The organism is Aphanothece hegewaldii CCALA 016, assembly GCF_003007785.1.
In the GTDB taxonomy this organism is placed as follows: Bacteria; Cyanobacteriota; Cyanobacteriia; order Cyanobacteriales; family Microcystaceae; genus Chroococcus; species Chroococcus hegewaldii.
In genome coordinates this window covers 21,667-40,332 of the sequence record NZ_PXOH01000038.1, presented here as the reverse complement: position 1 = coordinate 40,332, position 18,666 = coordinate 21,667, and the positions used below count along the sequence as shown (strand labels likewise).

Sequence of the window (18,666 nt, the reverse complement as noted above, 5' to 3'; positions counted from 1 at the left end):
AAAATAGGGATGTCTTTGCTTCTTACAAAGCAAGTTTAGGGTTTATTTGGGCTTGATTTGTGTTTAAGTCCCACTAAGAAAATAGGTATTTCAAGACTTTATTCAAAGCTATAAGGTACACACTTGACTTAAACTATTCTCTTGAGCCTTATTTCCCTCTTCTCGACCAATATGCAAGAGTATTCACGAATCATTCATCTCAGCGAAATCTCTGCTACTGATTTTCCTGCTGCTAACCACTACAAGTATAAATGTCGCGTCAAAATTCTGTCTAATGAGGGACAGAATTTATTAGAAAAAGACTTATTCGCTCGGATGCAGCCAAGTTGGTTGGTAGAGTTGAAGAATAAAGGTGATTGTACGATCGCTATTACCTTTTGCTATCGAGAAGGAGATATTAGCCATCCTTGGGAAGATGCGGGAGAAATTACCTTTAAAACCCAAGAATACCTTAATGGGAACAGCAACACAGACCTAGAATTTCCGATCACTACTTGGAATCAAGCACCACAATTAAAACTAAAAGCGCGTTTGACCCAGAGTACGAATGAGATCAATAATAACACCATTTCACTCTTAAATAACCAAAACGGTTACAAAAGACACAGACTGCAAACCAACAATCAAGTACCAGTTGAACTCCCAGAAGCCGTGACTTTATCCCCTTCAGAAGAAGTCATTATTAAAGATGTGTGGAACAAGCTTCGTGCTTGGAAAGAACTGCAAATGGAGAAATTTTTAAAACGGCTGTTGTTAGAAGAACCTGAGTTAGAATACTTATTTGGTGAAGCACTCGGCAGTATGAGTGATTTTTTTTATGAATTGTTTGATTGTGCCGTACATCAGCTTCAACCCGAAACGCAAATAATAATAGGCGAACCATTGATGGGAGTTCCGCCCGAAAAAGGAGACGGATTCGATACAGTAGAAGAATATGGGGCGTTGTTTGCCGATCTGGGAATGCGATCGCAACACTGGCTTAAAGCGCGTCAAGTCTGGATGTGGATGCTTCCGTCGACTCCTTATTTAGAAGAATACGATCTAGAAAACTTGAGTCTAGGGTCAAATTCTGCCCTTTATCGCTTTTTTAATACTTACATTATCTTACCAATGGCAGCAGCCGTTCGTCGGTACGAAGAAGCTTTACCCCCCGAAATGCTACAACAAATGATAGCCTCTTGGTCGGTATTTAGCCAAAATAAGCAGGAAATGGGGATGGAGTTTTATCAAATTCTGTTCGAGAAATATCCATTTGTGCTGCCGATTTTTGGACGAGCAGACATGGATTATCTCTCGCTACACTTATTCCAAGCTTTAGAATTTTTGATGCGTTGTCTGCAAAGTGGTAGTAGCGAAGAAATGCTGCAAGAACTCAGATTTTTAGGGCAAGTCCATAGCTTTGCTGATGTTCCAACCTGTGCTTATCCTGCCATTGGTGATACAATGTTCACCTTGTTTGAAAAGTATGTGCCAGACTTTTCGCCAGAGTTACGGCAAGCATGGCAAACAATTTTAGAGCGAGTGATTAATGTAATTAAACTGCCAAAACTCAATGAAGAACGACTATTGAAAAAGGCAAAACAGTTTCTTGATCTGATCGCAGGTGAACAAGCGTGGGAAAGCGAAGATCGTTCACGACGTTGGCAGGAAATACAAGAAGAAGTCAAAGCAACAGGTACTTATACTCATACCTACGAAGAATTAGCCTATGGCGCACAAGTCGCCTGGCGTAATGCTTCTAAATGTGTGGGACGAATTGCCTGGAATAACATGGTAGTACGCGATCGCCGTAACGTTACTGATCCCGATGAAATCTTCCAAGAACTCAAAGAACACGTAAAAATTGCGACAAACGGCGGTAATTTACAAATTACGATGACCGCTTTTCGTCCACGTCAACCGAAAGAACGCTGGGGCATTCGGGTCTGGAATTCGCAACTGTATCGTTATGCGGCCTATAAACAAGCCGATGGTAGCGTCATGGGTGATCCCGCAAACCTAGCTTTAACCGATGCGATCGTCAAATTTGGTTGGCAACCCCCCGAACCGCGAACCGCATACGATATCTTGCCTGTAGTCATTGAAGTACCAGGACAAGAACCCAAGATGTATCATTGGGAAAAAGATGAAGTACTAGAAGTGCATATAGAACATCCGACTATTCCAGAGTTTAAAGATCTCGGAATGCGTTGGTATGCGATCCCTGCAATTAGTAATTTTTCGGTACATATTGGCGGCATTAATTACGGTTGTATCCCCTTCAACGGCTGGTACATGGATACTGAGATTATGCGCGATTTCCTCGATGAATACCGTTACAACAAAATGGAGGAAATAGCTAAAGTCCTGAAACTCGATACTAGCTCAGAACAGACTTTATGGCGCGATCGTGTAGCCCTTGAACTGAATATTGCGATCCTGCACTCGTTCCAAAAAGCTAAGGTAACAATGGTCGATCATCAGACAGCCTCCCGTCAATTCCTCACCCATGACTTACGGGAAAAGAAAGCAGGTCGTGAGTGTCCTGGTGACTTTGGTTGGGTCGTACCTGCCGCCGGTGGTAGTGCTTGTCCCGTGTGGCACCATCAAATGCGTGATTTTTACCTAGAACCAGCTTATCACCATGCGGCCGATCGCTGGGATGTCGAAGACGGCATCGATCTAGAAAAGCTTACGGTTGTCGCTGATGAGGATGGAAACAAGCAAGACCGTATTCTGATTTTGTATGCGTCTGAAACTGGTACAGCCGAAGGTTTTTCCCGCAAAGCAGCACGGCAATTACAGAAATTTAACTCGAAAGTCATGGCACTCGATGAGTGTAAAATGGAAACCCTCGCCTCAGAAAAACTGCTCTTGATCGTTACTTCCACCTTTGGTAACGGCGAAATGCCCAGTAACGGTAAACGATTTTTGCAATGGTTAAAACAACAGCCCAAGGGTTCTCTAGATGGCTTAAACTTTTCTGTACTGGGTATTGGTAGTACAGTATACGAACACTTTTGCGCGGCTGGAATTTCTGTAGATAAAGCTTTGGTCAAAGCGGGAGCTAATTGTATTGTACCCCTCCATAAAGGAGACGAAATCAAAGGACAAGCCGACACCTTTAAACAGTGGTTAAACTTAATTTCTCGCGTTTTAGGAGCAGATGATACATCAGGAGATACAACAACTTCTACAGGGCCAAAACTGACTGTATCTTATTTAAGTGATGCAGAAATTGCATCGAGTCCGCCTGTAGCCGTCAGCAGTGATTCTGTACCCATTATCGCTAATGATGAATTGCTCCTAGAAGTCATCCCCGGTAGCCGTTCCACTCGCTATATTGTTTTTGACATTTCTGATACAGATTTGCAGTACGAGACAGGTGATCACGTTGCGGTATATCCTTGTAATCCTCCAGAATTAGTCGATCGCTTATGTAAACGCATCGGAATTACTCCAAATAGCTACTTTACGGCTCAATACGTCGCATCAGATGATACTACAACCGAAGATAAACCCCCTATTGCTGTTCCGTCTAGCGTTGGTCAAGTTTTAGGAGAAGAACTCGATCTCGCCTTACGGGAACCATTTAACGATATTCTGAGCTATTTATATTCAACCGCACAGCATCCGCAAGAGAAACAACGTCTAGAAACTTGGCTGGAAATTTTGCGGCAAGGGGAAGATCATCCCGATAGTCTTACCTTGAAGAAAACCATTACAGATCAATTCATGAGTGTTGCTGATTTATTTGACGAGTTTCCCTCAGCAACCATTACCTTAGAAGCGTTGCTAGAACTTTTACCGAAACAAAAGCCGCGTCTTTATTCTATTTCGTCGAGTCCCGTTTTATATCCTAACCAGATACAAATTACTGTCGGAGTGCTACAAATTACAACCGATGCAGGTAAAACTCGTCAAGGACTTTGCTCAAATTACTTAGCAGGTTTAAAAGTAGGCGATCGCGTTCGTATTTCTCCCCGTACCTCTGATTTTCGACCTCCTGCTAATCCTCTTGCACCGATGTTAATGGTTGGCCCTGGAACAGGTGTATCGCCTCTCATTGCTTTCCTTCAATACAGAGAAGCATTACAAAAGCAGGAAATATCACTCGGAGAAGCTTGTCTGTACTTTGGCTGTCGTAATCACAATGACATACTCTATGGGGAACAATTAGTCAAGTGGCAGCAACAAAACGTATTAACTGGTTTAGAAATTGCTTACTCTCGCTTAAACGATCGCAAAGTCTATGTACAAACTTTACTCCAAGAACAAGCAACAGAACTATGGCAATTACTCAGCCATCCTCAGTGTCACTATTATGTCTGTGGTGATGCGAAAATGGCCGATGATGTCTTTGAAGTGTTTATGACGATCGCCAAAACCGTTGGACAACTATCTCACATCGAAGCGGTAGAATTTTTCAATAACATGAAGCAAGAAAAACGTTTCTTTGCCGATGTTTGGGGCGTACAATTGAACTATAAACAAGCCATTAAACAAGTACAAAAAGATAACTACTCAAAAGCTGAAAAATGGCTTAATCGCGTTCAGCAGTCCCAAGAAGTCTTAGTAAATGTTTAGATTCTTGTAAATAACACCTAACTTTCACATAAATCCTTAGACAAGTGATGCTCTTCTAGTTCACTTGTTTCTTTTTCATCAAAGTTGTTCAACCAATCGCCGTCAACATCATCAACATACAAGCGAACACGGTTAGCACCATAAGTTTGTCTATCTAGCTGATATTTTTTAACTGCTTTGATAGAACATAAAGCATCGGCTAACTTTTGAGATTTGGTTGATTGAGTCATGGCGAGAACTCCTAGACGCTACGTTTAATATAGCAAATGGCTGGAAGTGTGTCACTGTCATTAAGGATGATTTTTGCCAAGCTTTTGTAACATAAGCCTTTAGGGTAATAACTAACTAATAAAGCTCTCTTAATATTCCAATAAGCTTGTATGTTTTGCCAGTTCTCTTTCTTTTTAGTTAATCCCTCTCCAGCTAAAGTCGTAAGTTGTATACAAATTGGTAATTTTTGATTACCTACTACAACTAAATCTGTTGCCATCGATAAATCAAGGATATAACGCCACAACGAATCTCCTCCCAATTCTTTGAGATCTTGTTGCAAGTAATTAATTAAAAATACATCATTTTGATTAAATTCTCCTGCCATTATTTTTTGTTTCCAAATAGGAGAGTGAGGATCATTTTCTCTAAACCAAGAAGGAAACAACACATCAATCCAAAATTTTTCGGCTGAGGATAATTCTTCATCTAACACTTGTTGTCGCTCATCAATCGAGAGTTGTATTAAGTTAAGCCATAGTTCACTATCTAAAATAATCTCTGTTAACAGATCTAAAACCTGTACTTTTGACATTAAAAGACCGTCTTTTTTTGTGGCGATCCATTTTTTTAAATCTCTGAGCCTTTTTGCTAGAAGTGGTTCAGTAAGAATAGCTTGTTGTATTACTGTATCTAGAGATTGTTTGATTTTTAGAGGAGATAAGCGTTGCGACACTTTATAATTTTATAAAATTTCAATAAGTACAATTATATCTTTACAGTCCCGTTTCTTTCAAATGTTTAATTAGGGTTTCTTGAGGTAATGGGCCTCGTAAATGTTGCCAGGGTAAAATCTGATCTAGGTTCCAGTTTTGATGAACATAATAATCTAGATCAGGTAATGTACCCCGTAATTCTTTGAAAGCGCGTTTATAACTACCTTTTGTATCGCCATAAGAGCGAGTAAGTTCGAGTAAAGGAGTTAAACGTCGATCGCTCCTAGAAATTAATGCTTGAATTACTGACCAATTATAGCTTTCTGGTCTAAATTCGATGCCTTGCGTTCTAAGTTTTTTCTCTAAATATTTGATTCTTTTTTCGGCATTTTTATTGACTCCAAACCATTGAAACGGGGTATGTGATTTCGGCACAAAGCTACTACAACCAAAAGTTAATCTAAGTCCTGGTGCAGCTTCTTTAATATCAACTAACATCTTGACAGTTTGCTCAATATCTGCATCATCTTCGCCTGGAATTCCCGCCATTCCATACAATTTTAAACTCTTTAAACCACCTGCTTTAGCGTTAATCGCTGCTTGAATTATTTCTTCGTTTTTCAGTTTTTTATTAATAATTTGTCTAACTTTTTCCGAACCACTTTCTACAGCAATAGTTAAAGAACGGGTATCCCTTTTCGCTAACGTTTGGGCTAATTTTTCGGTTACAGTATTAGTCCGCACTGAAGCAAGAGAAAGTCTAACATGATCATATTCTGGTTTAGAAAGATGATCTAAAAGAGATTCAAATTCAGGATGTTGGGTAACAGATGCACCAAGTAACCCAATTCTATCGGTTACGGTTAGTCCTTTTTCAATAGCAGGAATTAAAGACTCTAAACTAGCTGTACGAAAAGGTAAAGTTAAATAACTTGCTAAACAAAAACGACACATTTCAGGACAACTTCTGACGACTTCAACCATATAGATATTCTCCCAAGCTGCTTTAGGAGTGACTACCGTTGAAGCTGATAAAGTATTACCTCGATAAGTTTGTTTTTGGACAAAAGCAGGGACATCAGAACTAACAGGATTAATGCTAGAAATTGCACCATCTGGAGTAGAATAAGTAACGGTATATAAACTGGGAATATAAACCCCCGAAACTTGTGCTAAATGGTGTAATTGAGTTTGGCGATCGGCTGTTCTAACTTCCTTATAAGCATTAATAAAATTATCTAATAAATCTTCGCCGTCTCCTAATAAAATAACATCGAAAAAAGCCGCAAACGGTTCAGGGTTTGCCGTTAAAACTGGCCCACCACCAAACACCAAAGGATAATTATCTTTACGTTGCTCACCATGAAGCGGAATATCTAAAGATTCTAATAAAGAAAGAATATTAACATAATCCAATTCCCAAGAAAACGAAAAACCTAATAATTCAGGATCTCTGGGTAAACTTTCCGAAATATCCGTAAATAAACGACTCACATCAACATCAGAGCGCATCGCTAAAGTAGACCAAATAATCTGATATCCTAAGCTAGTAATTCCAACCGTATATTCATTGGGAAAAGCATAAATAATTGGAATAGCATCAAGATCAGGAGAAACAGGCGAAAAGAGCAAACGTTCTTGAGTAAAAACAGACATATTTAAGTCTTTAACTTACGGCATATTCCGTAAACTGTCTATAGGATGGAGAATGAAACGCTAAAACAATATCTTGTTTAAGAACACCTAAAGCAACCAATTCTTCAGCAAAATCTACCTCTGTTCCATTATACTGAATCCAAATCTTATTATTAATAATATCCATGTGAATGAAACAACCATAAATCCGATGATAATCTCTCCAACCGACACGAATAAGCTGATAATGATCATTAACTGTATCAAAAACAAATTCCGTTTTTATGTCGCCAATAGGTTGTCCCATTTGTCCATATTCTAAAATAACTTTCTGAATATACTGGCGATAATTTTCTATTTTATCCATTTTGTAATAACCTTTTAATAGTTATTAAAATCATAAAATATCAATAGTGCCAGGGATTAAAATCCCTGTCTCAAAGCGCAAGTCGGTTATAAACCGACTCATGTTAAGAATTTTAGTCCGTTTTAACGTACTTTGATTATTAGCCGTGAAATCAATTTCACGCTGGTTTAGAGAATTAACATAATAACTAAATTAATTGTTTACCCATTCTAACTTAATAGTATCAAAATACTACCAAAGAGAGAAAAATCAGCAAAACTCGCCAATAAAGCAGAAATAAGCTACTGTATAAGGGAACTTTTCTGTAAAATTAACTTCTTATTTAGCAAAATAGACCCGACAAGGGTCATCAGGTGGTGAGGTACAAATGGCAAATAGTGTAGAAAGATTTTCCAAAAAATTGAATAAGAAAACAATCAATGACGATACATATGAGGAAAATTTCACGCTTCCACTATTTCGCAAATCAAAAAACTTTTCCTCTTTCTATCGGGGACTCGCTTGGGGAATGGGTTTAGCCGCAACCGCCGCTATCTCTGCTACACTTGGGGCAACACTCGCCCTCATGAGTCCTTTATCTGTTAAGTCTAACCCAATTTTACAAAAAGCCCAATTTCCCGAAAGTGAAAAAATCATCCAATCATCAGAAGACAACTGGAGTTCTTTTTTAAATTACCAAATTTCGCGCCCCGTAAATATTTTAGTGATGGGAATTGATCGGGTAATGGAAAAAAATCCTGATCCTAATGCTCAGTTTAACAGTCGTAGTGACACGATGTTACTGATCCGCATCGATCCTCAAGATCAATCTGTGAAAATGCTTTCTATTCCTAGAGATAGCCGCGTTAAAATTTCTGGTGTGGGCTACACTAAAATTAATGATGCTAACGTCGAAGGTGGGCCAGCTTTAGCCGCAGAAGTTGTTAGTGATACCCTAGATGGTGTAAATGTCGATCGCTATGTTCGCATTACCACAGAAGCTTTTAAACAATTAGTTGATCTTGTCGGTGGTGTTGAGGTTAATGTTCCTTTTCCTATGTCTTATAAAGATGTTACCCAAAAGTTAGATATTCATCTAGAACCAGGTGTACAAACTCTTAGCGGGGATCAAGCAGAACAATTCGCCCGCTATCGTAATACAAAATATGGTGATATAGGTCGCGTTCAACGTCAACAAGTTTTATTAAAAGCTTTACAAAAACGTCTATTTAGTCCCGCTATTTTACCGAAATTACCCCAAGCGATCGCTATTCTACAACAGCATATAGATACAAATTTGTCAATAGATGAAATGTTAGCTTTAGCAAATTATGGTCGAACATTAGAGCAAGATCAGCTAAAAATGGTCTTATTACCTGGAAGATTTGGCGGATTAGATGAGTTTGATGGGAAAAGCTACTGGGTGATCAATCAAGAAGAAAGTGCTCGCATTATGCAAAAATATTTCGATACATCTAACACTGTAGATGATAGCTCTAATTCGATCCAAGGTTTACGCATTGCTGTCCAAAACCTTACCGATGAACCGGGTTTAGCCCGTCGGATGGTAAATTATTTAGCAAAAGAAGGTTACTCTAACGCTTATATTTTGCGCGAAGAATCCACCGAAAGGCTAACAACGACCGAAATAGTAGCCCAAAAAGGCGATACAGAAAGCGCGGCAAATTTAAAAGAATTTCTCGGACTTGGGAAAGTAGACTCATCCTCGACTGGTGATTTAGAATCAGATCTAACGCTCCGTTTAGGATCAGATGCCTCTAACCTTCTCAAATAAAATGTTTAAATCTTTTCTGTCTCGTATTTTCAGTTTATTACTGATCATTATTCTGGCGATCGCATGGGTTTTACTCGACGCATTACCCGTAAGCGCCCAAGAGAGTACCGTTAACCACACCTACAGTGATTTAGCTAATCAAGATTTTTCCCATCAAAATTTAAGAAGAGGGGTTTTTGCGGCAGCGAATCTAAGAGGGGCAACGTTTGAAGGAGCGGATTTATCCTATTCGATTTTAACCGAAGGCGTTTTATTAAATGCTAATTTAACTGGAGCCAATTTAACTGGGGCATTAGTAGACCGAGTTACTTTAGATTTGGCTAATCTCACAAATGCGATTTTTGTCAATGCGATCGCCACTCGGACTCGTTTTTATGACACGATTATTACAGGGGCTGATTTTTCCGATGCGGTCATTGATAGCTATCAAATTGCTTTGATGTGTAAATATGCTGATGGAGTCAACCCCGTTACTGGTGTTGCAACGAGAGATAGTTTAGGTTGTCGTTAAACTTGAGATCACAAAAGCGATCGCAAAAAGAACACCACTCACGAAATGAAAGTTAACCGCTAAAAACTTACAGTTACTCACTTTTTCGGGTTGATCATGAAATGTTCTGACATGATTAATTAATTTCAGCGCAAACGGCAAACTCGCAAAAATCAGCAGAGTAGCGACTGGATAAATTTTCAGTAAAACAAATAAGACGGTGAAAAGATATACACTATAAGTAGACCAGGTTAACACTTGTGAGCCTAATGCCGTTCCTAAACGAACAATTGGCGATCGTTTTCCTGCTGCTAAGTCATCTTCTGCTTGATGAAAATGAGAACAAAAAAGAATAATTGAAGTCGTAATCCCAATAATAATCGAAGCTGCTAAACTAGATTGAGAAAAGGTTTGTGTCTGGGAATAATAAGCCGCCGCAACCGCCAAAGGACCGAAAGCAAAAAAACAAAGAATTTCACCTAATCCTTGATATCCTAGTCGAAAAGGTGGCCCTTGATAAATATAACCTAACAGACAACACAGAAGAATAATCCCTAATACGGTTGGATCTTGTTGCCATTGAGTAATCGCTAAAATACCCAGTATTCCTGAACCTAAACACAAATTACCTAGCCAAAAAACAAAAGATTTATTGCCCGTTAAATTCACCACAGAATGAGCTTTATTTTGATCAATTCCTGTTTCTGAATCAAAAACATCATTGCTTAAATTTTCCCAAGCTAAAATCAAAATTGCTGAGATTAAAAAGAGTAAAAAAATGCTGATATTAAATTGATTGGTTTCACTAAAAGCTATCACGGAACCCGTTAAAATTGGCATAATTGCCACGCTATACATCGGGGGTTTAATAGCAGCTAACCATAACTTTTTATTTGGCGAATTAGTCAAACGAGTAGTAACCATCTTCCTAAAATTAGAAATTACGCTAAAATCCACATCTATTGATTGTATCAGTCTCTTTCTTTGGAGAGCGAAGCCCGCAAATGTTCTTAAACTAGCTGACGATCTTGCCCATCTTCGATACCATAGTTTAAGAAGGGTTAAACAGGAAAGCCTTTTTTAGGCTAACCGACAGCCAATAATCGTTTAAACAAATATCTTCAAAAATTCCATATCATTAATTGGGGTTTTTGTAGAAAAAATTATAAATAACTTTACGATCACTTTACGATGTCTATTGCTGTACCAGTCATCCCTTATCCTGTTAATCTCCTACAAGATGAGAAAAAACTGTATCAATTTCTCTGCGCTTGTCAAGAGACATCAACAGGTAATGGAAATTCGCCAATTATCAGTGTTACTCAAAAAATTAAACCTCTTGATCCTTTAAGAGTTTTAAAAGCGATCGCGGCTTCTTATCCGTTTCATTTTTATTGGGAAAGTCGGCGAAAAGATGAAGCTATTTTAAGTTATGGTGTGGCAACTTCTCTAACACTAAACGCAACCGATCGCTTTACCAAAGCACAACAATTCATCGAACGAGTTAAGCGAAGAATTACAAAAGTCGGGGAATCTCTGAATGCTACACCTTTATTATTGTGCTATTTCACCTTTTTTGATTCAACAGATAGCTATTCTAAAGTTTTTCCTTCTGCTAATGTCGTTCTCCCGCAATTCCAAATTATTAAAAAGCAAAATGAATATTTTTTAAATATCAATATTTTAATTCAACCTGAGCAAAATCTTTTTCCTATTTTAGAAACCATTGTTCAGCATCAAGATTTTTTACAAATGCTTGACAAAAGCCATAATTTAGAGTATGAAAAATCTAATATTGTTAATCCAGTTAACTATAAAATTTATCCATCTGCTAACTTTAAAGATTCCGTTACATCAGCCTTAAAATCCATTGAACTGAATCAGTTTAGTAAAATCGTTCTTGCTCATGCTTTAGATGTCATTTCAAGAGAGTCATTTCAAGTTGTAGATTGTTTAAAAAATTTACGTCAACGTCATCCAGACTGTTATATTTTTTCAGTCAGTAATAATTATGGATGCTCTTTCATTGGAGCAAGTCCAGAACGATTAATTAGTATTGAAAATAATCAATTAGAAACTGATGCTTTAGCGGGTTCTGCTCCCAGAGGAAAAACACCCGCAGAAGATACAATTTTAGCCCAAAAACTCTTAAGAAGTGAGAAAGAACGCCGCGAACATCAAGCAGTAAGTGAATTTATTACCCAACAATTATTAAATCTTGGTCTCTTTCCTCACCAATCACCTTTAAAACTCTTAAAACTCTCAAATATTCAACATCTGTGGACACCGATTTATGCTCAATTGAATTCCTCAATTCATCCTTTAGAAATTATATCTAAACTTCACCCAACACCTGCTGTAGCGGGCGTTCCAACTCATGTAGCTTGCGAACAAATCCGACAATATGAATCGTTTAATCGTTTATTATATGCGGCTCCGATTGGTTGGGTAGACTTTCAAGGAAATAGTGAATTTATAGTGGGAATTCGTTCGGCTTTAATACAAAATAATCACGCTCGACTTTATGCGGGTGCGGGAATTGTTGCGGGTTCAGATCCCGAAAAAGAATTAGCAGAAATACAACTCAAATTTCAAGCCCTTCTTAAAGCTTTATTATAAGGGTTTAAAGCTAGGTTGATAGAGTAAATATTCAGCTATTCCGAGATAACGAATTCCTTGAGGAGCCACTTCAAATCGACAAGGCAATACTTGAACACCTTTTGTTATTGCTTCTCGAAAAAGTTGGCTATAAAATGAATCAGTTAAATCACCTGGTGCAAATTGTCTACAATCACTACGATTAATAAAATACAGCATAATCGGTTGAGCATTGGGGACTAAATCCATCAATTCTTGTAAATGTTTTTGCCCTCTAGTAGTTACTGTATCTGGAAATACAGCTACTTTGCCATCAGTCAAAGTTGTATTTTTAATCTCTATATAAATCGGTTTTACAAGAGGATTATCGGAAGTTAATAAAAAATCAATACGACTTTTTTTCTCTTTTCCATAAGCGACTTCAGAATAAATATAATCATACTCACCAAGACAATTTGATAATAGTCTTTTTTCTAACATTATTTTAATGATTTTATTGGGCAGTGCTGTATTAATACCTACCCAAGTTTGATTTACTTGTATCGTTTCCCACGTATATTTAAGCTTACGTTTAGGATTATTTTGTTGTGAAACTTGTACCAAACTAAAAAGCGTCGAAACTCCCGTCATCGGGCCAGTATTAGGGCAATGTGCCGTAATTATTTCACCCGTTTCTAACTCAATATCAGCAAAAAAGCGTTTATAACGTTTAATTAATCTTCCTGTAATCAGTGGAGGAAACGGATAAATAAAATCAGTAATCATTGTTTAAATTGCTTCAGAAAATTCCTTAAAATATTCTCGAAAATATTGTGCATAAAGCTGACAACTTTGTAAAACTTTCGTATTGTGTAGGCGAACTAATCCTAAACTCTGTAGTTTAAAAGCTTGAATAATATCTAATTCAATCGGTTGAGCAGCCAAAATTACTTTAGCATAAGTTTTGAGTAAATCGGGGCTAGTTCGTTTTAGACTACACAATTGGCGTTGTAAATGCTCTTTGTAGATAAAATGATCCGAATGAAAAGGAATAGTAAAAAGTTCCTCTAAATTCGTTTGCTCACAATAAATATGATAGATAGCTAGATGAATTAAATAAGGATTTCCGCCCACTAATTGCATTAATTTTTCGCATTCATAATTTGACCAAAATAATTGATATCGATTTGCTAAATCTTGCACTTGTGCTAAGGTAAACTCTGGCAAAGCAATCGGTAAACCAACATTAAACGGTGACTGATTTAGATTAAGAGGTAAATAAACCTCAGTTGAATGAACTAAAACTAATCGTAGTTTTTGCCAGATTACTTTGTTTTTTGCTTCTTCATGCCAAACTCTTAGCAAAGCAAAAAAATTATCGGCTAACTCAGGATACAAAAATAAGCAATCTATCTCATCTAAACCAATAACGATCGGTTGTTCAGTATTCGCTAATAAATATTGTTCAAAATAAAGCTTACAGCTAATATTACTACCACATAAATCATCCCAATATTCATTAAGTCGTATTGATAATTGCATTTCAGCACTAATATACGCACAAAACCATTGTAAAAATGTATCTAAATTTTGTAGTACAGATTTTTCGGCTAACTGTAAATTTAATGAAACAGTACGATAGCCTTTTTGAGCCGAATCATTTAAAATTCTCATCATTAAAGACGATTTGCCCATCCGTTTTGGTGCTTTGATTCGGATTAAACTACCGGGTTGAGCGATCGCCTTATAACAATCAGCCTCAATGGTTGATCGTTCGATGTAAAATGGAGAGTCTAGAGAAATCTGCCCCTCTGGGAATTCGGGTTCTGGTTGTTGAGCATAGCCAACCGAAAACATCTGCTTGTATTCGAGGGGTTGTTCGGGAAAAAAATAATCTTTTGAGTCTAAAATTAGTTTAAACGCTCTAAAACAGGTTTTTAAGGTCTGTTTATCAACTTTTTCTTCACAAGCCAATACTTTCATTAGTGTATCAACAGCTAACCCCGTTTTTTCACTCAAAGCTTCTAAGGTGTATCGACTCCCTAAATTGTCTTCAATTTCTGATTGTGTCTTAGCTTGCAGCAGTTTTTCTAGCCCTTGAATGGTTAAAATTACTCCTCGTTTGCGTCGCTGCTTATCTTGCTGTCTTTGCATCATTGCTTTTATGTTTCATGCTTTGATGCTTTGATCAACACATTTTTTCTTTTAAATTTCGTAAAATTTTCAAAAATTTATTTTTATTATTTTTTAGGATAAAATATGAATCAAAATTAAACCAATTCTAAAAAATTTGACTACAGAGCCTGATTAGTGATCCCCCCAACCGCAGGCGGGGGGTCAAAACCTGTAGCATTGGAAAAGTGAATTGGTATTAAATAGTTAAAAACTATTCTAGTAACAAATTACTGAAATTATTAAAGTGATCGTACAGGTAAAGTCTAATTTTTCCCCTAATACGATCACAATGTTTTTTGAAGAAACTTACTCGGTTTCTCCTTCTTCTGAGTCTAATTCAGAGGGTGGAACGAGGGCAACGGCAGCGATCGCATCATCCCCATCCAAGCGTTGTAATCTTACCCCTGTTGCAGTACGAGATTGCAGCGAAATAGCTTGTAAGGCTTGCCGAATCACAATTCCTCGGTTAGTGACTAACATTAATTCGTCTTCTGAATCTACGACTCGTAAGGCGATTAACTGGTCACCAGAGATGCGGAATTTGATCGCCCGTACCCCCATACCTGCTCGATTTTGTAGACGGAATTGAGTCACAGGAATGCGTTTTCCGTAGCCATTAGCCGTGACAGCAAGTAACCAAGGCCCTTGAATTGTTTCTTCTACTAAAAGGTCTTCGGTTTCGTCTTGAATATCTTCTTCAAGATCAAGATTCTCGATGACTTGAGTCGGTAAAATATCCGTCTGAGTATCTTCTTCTTCAATCTCGATGTCTGGAGCAGCAGCAAGATTAGCGATGACTTGGGCTGGTAAAATATCCATGCTGATCAGTTTGTCATTTTTCCTCAGCTTCATGGATTTTACCCCTTTTGTCGCTCGTCCAAGAGGTCGTAATTGTTGGGAATCGGCTTTAAAATGAATAGCCATGCCCTGATGAGAACCGATAATAATACTATCTTGAGATTTAGCGAGTCTCACCCAACGAAGTAGATCACCTTCTTCTAGAGAGATGGCAATTAAACCGTTAGAACGAATATGACTAAACGCAGATAGGGCGGTTTTTTTGATGAAACCCTTTTGCGTCAACATGATTAGATAGTCGTCGGCGGTAAATTCTGATACCGATACCATTGAGGTAATTTTTTCCTCTTTAGATATGGGTAACATTTGAACGATGGGAATACCTCTAGCGGTTCGTGAACTAGCGGGAATTTGATAGGCATTGACGGTATATACCACACCGCGATCGCTAAAGAACAAAATATTATCGTGATCTTTGCAACTGATGAATTGTTCTACAACATCATCTTCTTTAATTTTTGCCCCGGCTTTTCCTCTGGTTGCCCGACTTTGTGCGCCAAAAGTATTCGCAGGCATCCGCTTGATATAGCCTTGTTCGGTGAGTAAAATAATGGCTTGTTCGTTGGCAATTAAATCAGCTTCTTCTATTTCCTCTTCAGAGAGAACAATTTCTGTCAGACGAGGTTTAGCATGAAGGGTTTTAATTTGTTGAACTTCATCGATAATAATTGCGTCGATGCGTTCCCGCTTGTCTAAAATATCTTGTAGATCTGCGATTTTTGCTTGTAATTCTTCGTGTTCGGCCTGTATTTTTTCGGCTTCTAATGCGGTTAAACGTCGTAGCTGCATTTGTAAAATCGCATCAGACTGAACTTCAGTTAAACCAAATTGAGTGACTAATTCAGCTTTGGCTGTAGCTGTATCAGCCGCTCCGCGAATTAGGTGTATGATGGCATCTAGGTTATCTAATGCAACTAATAAACCTTGTAAAATATGATCTCGTTCGGAGGCTTTGCGGAGTTCATATTGAGTTCTGCGGATGATGACTTCTACGCGAAAATCTCGGAAAACCTCTAAGAATTGTTTGAGGGTTAATAGTTGAGGTTCACCATTAACGATCGCTAACATATTCGCCCCAAAGTTAGATTGTATGGGGGTTTGTTTGTAGAGATTATTTAAAACAACTCTCGGATAAGCATCTCGTTTGAGTTCAATAACGAGTCGCATTCCATCACGATCGCTTTCATCTCTAATATCGGAAATTCCCTCAATTTTCTTATCGTTAACCAGTTCGGCAATTTTTTCAACTAAAGCCGCTTTATTGGTTTGATAGGGAAGTTGGGTTACAATAATGGCTTCTCTGTCGGGTCTACCTCGATGCTGGATCGTTTCGATACTGGCGACACCTCGCATGGTAATAGAACCGCGTCCCCCCGTATAAGCTTCTTTAATGCCAGATGTTCCTAGAATTTGTCCACCTGTGGGAAAATCGGGGCCAGGAATGATTTTAATGAGTTCTGCGTTAGAAATTTCGGGATTTTGAATTAATGCGATCGCACCATCGACCAATTCACCTAGGTTATGGGGAGGAATATTTGTCGCCATTCCGACGGCAATACCCGAAGAACCATTGAGTAGGAGTTGCGGAATTTTCGCGGGTAAAACGACGGGTTCTTGTTGCGATCCGTCAAAGTTATCGATAAAGTCTACGGTTTCTGCTTCAATATCTTGTAGTAGGGCATGACTCGACAACGCTTGTAGACGACATTCCGTATAACGCATTGCTGCTGGTGGATCGTTGTCAATTGAGCCAAAGTTCCCATGTCCTGCAATTAAAGGACTCCGCATCGAAAAATCTTGCGCCATCCGAACTAGGGCATCATAAACGGCTGTATCACCGTGAGGATGATATTTCCCTAATACTTCCCCGACAACACGGGCGCATTTACGGAAAGGTCGATCAGATGACAAACCTAACTCATACATTGCGAAGAGGATGCGACGATGCACAGGTTTCAAACCATCCCTTGCATCCGGTAAAGCCCTACCTACAATTACGCTCATGGCGTATTCTAGATATGAGCGAGACATTTCATTACTCAGATCTGTTGGGACAATCCGATCTTGGGCGAAAGTCATAGAGAAAAACTCCGTCGAGGAATTAAATGTTAAAAAATTAAATAGAATCTATTGCCTTTTAGACAAAAATCTGCTGCTTTTTGCTCTGCTGGATCACAAATTTTACAATAGTTATTAATATTTTAACACAATTGCTACCATCAATGACTGATGACCATTCACTCACTGTTTACTGATGACTGTTTACTGATGACTGATTATGTTTCTTCATCAGGAAAACGGATAATATCATCATCACCGAGATATTCTCCATTTTGAACTTCAATCATCACTAAAGGAATAACGCCGGGGTTTTCGATGCGATGGGCGGTATTCATCGGTACATAGGTTGATTCTTTTTGTTTGAGTAATGTTGCGACTCCGTTACAAATCACTCTGGCTGTTCCTGCAACAACAACCCAATGCTCACTGCGATGATAGTGCATTTGGGTACTCATATGATTACCTGGCTTAATCACAATTCGATTAATTCGATAACGGGGGCCTTCTTCTAAAACTGTTACTGCGCCCCAAGGTGGAGTTCTCGTCATTTCGAGTTCTTGAGGAGACAGAGGCATTTCTGGGTTTAGATTGTCGGCTTGCTCACTCATGGTTGAAAGAAGGATCAGATTACTTTAATTTTTAGTTTATCCTATTTTCAAAAAGTAGCGATACTTGATTTTTACATCTCCATTGCTTGATAGGTGTAAAAATTTTGTAGAATGGCGATCGTATCAAATTGATAGCTCGGAACAGGGGAAGGCAGTTCCAATTCTGTTTGATAAATACTAAACAAGACAAAGTTTTGGCGTTTTGTCGCCAATGTTATCACTTGTTCTAGTTGAGGTCGTCCTGTATCAACTAAGTTTTTGCACTGAGTCCGTAAAACGCCCTTCAATTCCCCATTTTCTTTGATTTGTAGACAAAGATCCTCTTTTAGATACGTTGTTAACCGTCCTGCTGCATATTGCTCATAAGCAACTTGTCCAGGGTTCGTCATAACCATCACTACCCCAAAACTTGTTAAAGTGATTCCTGTACAAGTACTGAGTAGGTGAGAAAATTTCATCACACTTTTATTTAATTTGGTTGCATTAACTCCCATACTCTATGTTATGATCATTTGAGTAATGGCGAGTGTAGCCAAGTGGTTAAGGCAGTGGTTTGTGGTACCACCATTCGAGGGTTCAAGTCCCTTCATTCGCCCTGAATCTAAGATAAGAAAATTTTTTTAGATCTA

General features: G+C 38.3%; 14 protein-coding genes and 1 tRNA gene. 5 read left to right on the top strand and 10 right to left on the bottom strand.

Translation table 11 applies throughout. The features are described from left to right. Positions 1–171 precede the first annotated feature (171 nt). On the top strand, positions 172–4,566 hold the full coding sequence (locus tag C7H19_RS21840; protein ID WP_106459034.1) for a nitric oxide synthase oxygenase: 4,395 nt from the start codon (positions 172–174) through the stop codon (positions 4,564–4,566). 17 nt (positions 4,567–4,583) lie between these two features. On the opposite strand, the gene C7H19_RS21835 is transcribed toward C7H19_RS21840, so the two are convergent. From C7H19_RS21835 to C7H19_RS21820, 4 genes are read right to left on the bottom strand one after another with little or no spacing between them, the layout of a single operon-like run. Then, a complete protein-coding gene (locus C7H19_RS21835) occupies positions 4,584–4,796 on the bottom strand; it encodes a hypothetical protein (protein WP_106459033.1) in 213 nt (70 codons plus the stop codon). A gap of 11 nt (positions 4,797–4,807) precedes the next feature. Further along, complete coding sequence (locus C7H19_RS21830; protein ID WP_106459032.1) at positions 4,808–5,512, bottom strand: hypothetical protein; 705 nt, start codon at positions 5,510–5,512, stop codon at positions 4,808–4,810. Between the two features lie 40 nt (positions 5,513–5,552). After that, positions 5,553–7,148, bottom strand: coding sequence for a B12-binding domain-containing radical SAM protein (locus C7H19_RS21825; protein WP_106459031.1), 1,596 nt, complete (start codon positions 7,146–7,148; stop codon positions 5,553–5,555). Between the two features lie 10 nt (positions 7,149–7,158). Then, positions 7,159–7,494: a XisI protein gene (locus tag C7H19_RS21820; protein WP_106459030.1), complete on the bottom strand. Its 336-nt coding sequence runs from the start codon at positions 7,492–7,494 to the stop codon at positions 7,159–7,161. 367 nt (positions 7,495–7,861) lie between these two features. Here C7H19_RS21820 and C7H19_RS21815 point away from each other — a divergent pair, with 367 nt between their 5' ends. Together C7H19_RS21815 and C7H19_RS21810 are read left to right on the top strand one after the other, a co-directional pair. Then, positions 7,862–9,268 (top strand): LCP family protein, encoded by a 1,407-nt coding sequence (locus tag C7H19_RS21815; protein ID WP_106459029.1) that lies wholly within the window; start codon positions 7,862–7,864, stop codon positions 9,266–9,268. A 1-nt stretch (position 9,269) separates the two neighbouring features. Continuing rightward, positions 9,270–9,779 carry a pentapeptide repeat-containing protein gene (locus C7H19_RS21810; RefSeq protein ID WP_106459028.1) on the top strand — a complete coding sequence of 170 codons (510 nt, stop codon included), beginning with the start codon at positions 9,270–9,272 and terminating at the stop codon, positions 9,777–9,779. Here C7H19_RS21810 and menA read toward each other — a convergent pair. Beyond that, on the bottom strand, positions 9,765–10,682 hold the full coding sequence (gene menA, locus C7H19_RS21805) for a 2-carboxy-1,4-naphthoquinone phytyltransferase (protein ID WP_106459027.1): 918 nt from the start codon (positions 10,680–10,682) through the stop codon (positions 9,765–9,767). The genes C7H19_RS21810 and menA overlap by 15 nt on opposite strands. 267 nt (positions 10,683–10,949) lie before the next feature. Here menA and C7H19_RS21800 point away from each other — a divergent pair, with 267 nt between their 5' ends. Next, positions 10,950–12,377 (top strand): isochorismate synthase, encoded by a 1,428-nt coding sequence (locus C7H19_RS21800; protein WP_106459026.1) that lies wholly within the window; start codon positions 10,950–10,952, stop codon positions 12,375–12,377. Here the strand turns inward: C7H19_RS21800 and sfsA are convergent. From sfsA to C7H19_RS21775, 5 genes are all read right to left on the bottom strand, one after another. Next, positions 12,372–13,121 carry a DNA/RNA nuclease SfsA gene (gene sfsA / locus C7H19_RS21795; RefSeq protein ID WP_106459025.1) on the bottom strand — a complete coding sequence of 250 codons (750 nt, stop codon included), beginning with the start codon at positions 13,119–13,121 and terminating at the stop codon, positions 12,372–12,374. The genes C7H19_RS21800 and sfsA overlap by 6 nt on opposite strands. Before the next feature lie 3 nt (positions 13,122–13,124). Further along, on the bottom strand, positions 13,125–14,492 hold the full coding sequence (locus tag C7H19_RS21790; protein ID WP_106459024.1) for an AAA-like domain-containing protein: 1,368 nt from the start codon (positions 14,490–14,492) through the stop codon (positions 13,125–13,127). Between the two features lie 324 nt (positions 14,493–14,816). Continuing rightward, on the bottom strand, positions 14,817–17,447 hold the full coding sequence (gene gyrA / locus C7H19_RS21785; RefSeq protein ID WP_106459023.1) for a DNA topoisomerase (ATP-hydrolyzing) subunit A: 2,631 nt from the start codon (positions 17,445–17,447) through the stop codon (positions 14,817–14,819). A gap of 197 nt (positions 17,448–17,644) precedes the next feature. Further along, entirely contained in the window at positions 17,645–18,037 is a 393-nt protein-coding gene (locus C7H19_RS21780; RefSeq protein WP_425428923.1) for a phosphomannose isomerase type II C-terminal cupin domain, read from the bottom strand. A gap of 71 nt (positions 18,038–18,108) precedes the next feature. Continuing rightward, complete coding sequence (locus C7H19_RS21775) at positions 18,109–18,495, bottom strand: DUF4359 domain-containing protein (RefSeq protein WP_106459036.1); 387 nt, start codon at positions 18,493–18,495, stop codon at positions 18,109–18,111. A gap of 64 nt (positions 18,496–18,559) precedes the next feature. On the opposite strand from C7H19_RS21775, the gene C7H19_RS21770 reads away from it, so the two are divergent. Further along, positions 18,560–18,632: transfer RNA gene (locus C7H19_RS21770), tRNA-His, on the top strand. The last annotated feature ends 34 nt before the right edge of the window (positions 18,633–18,666 follow it).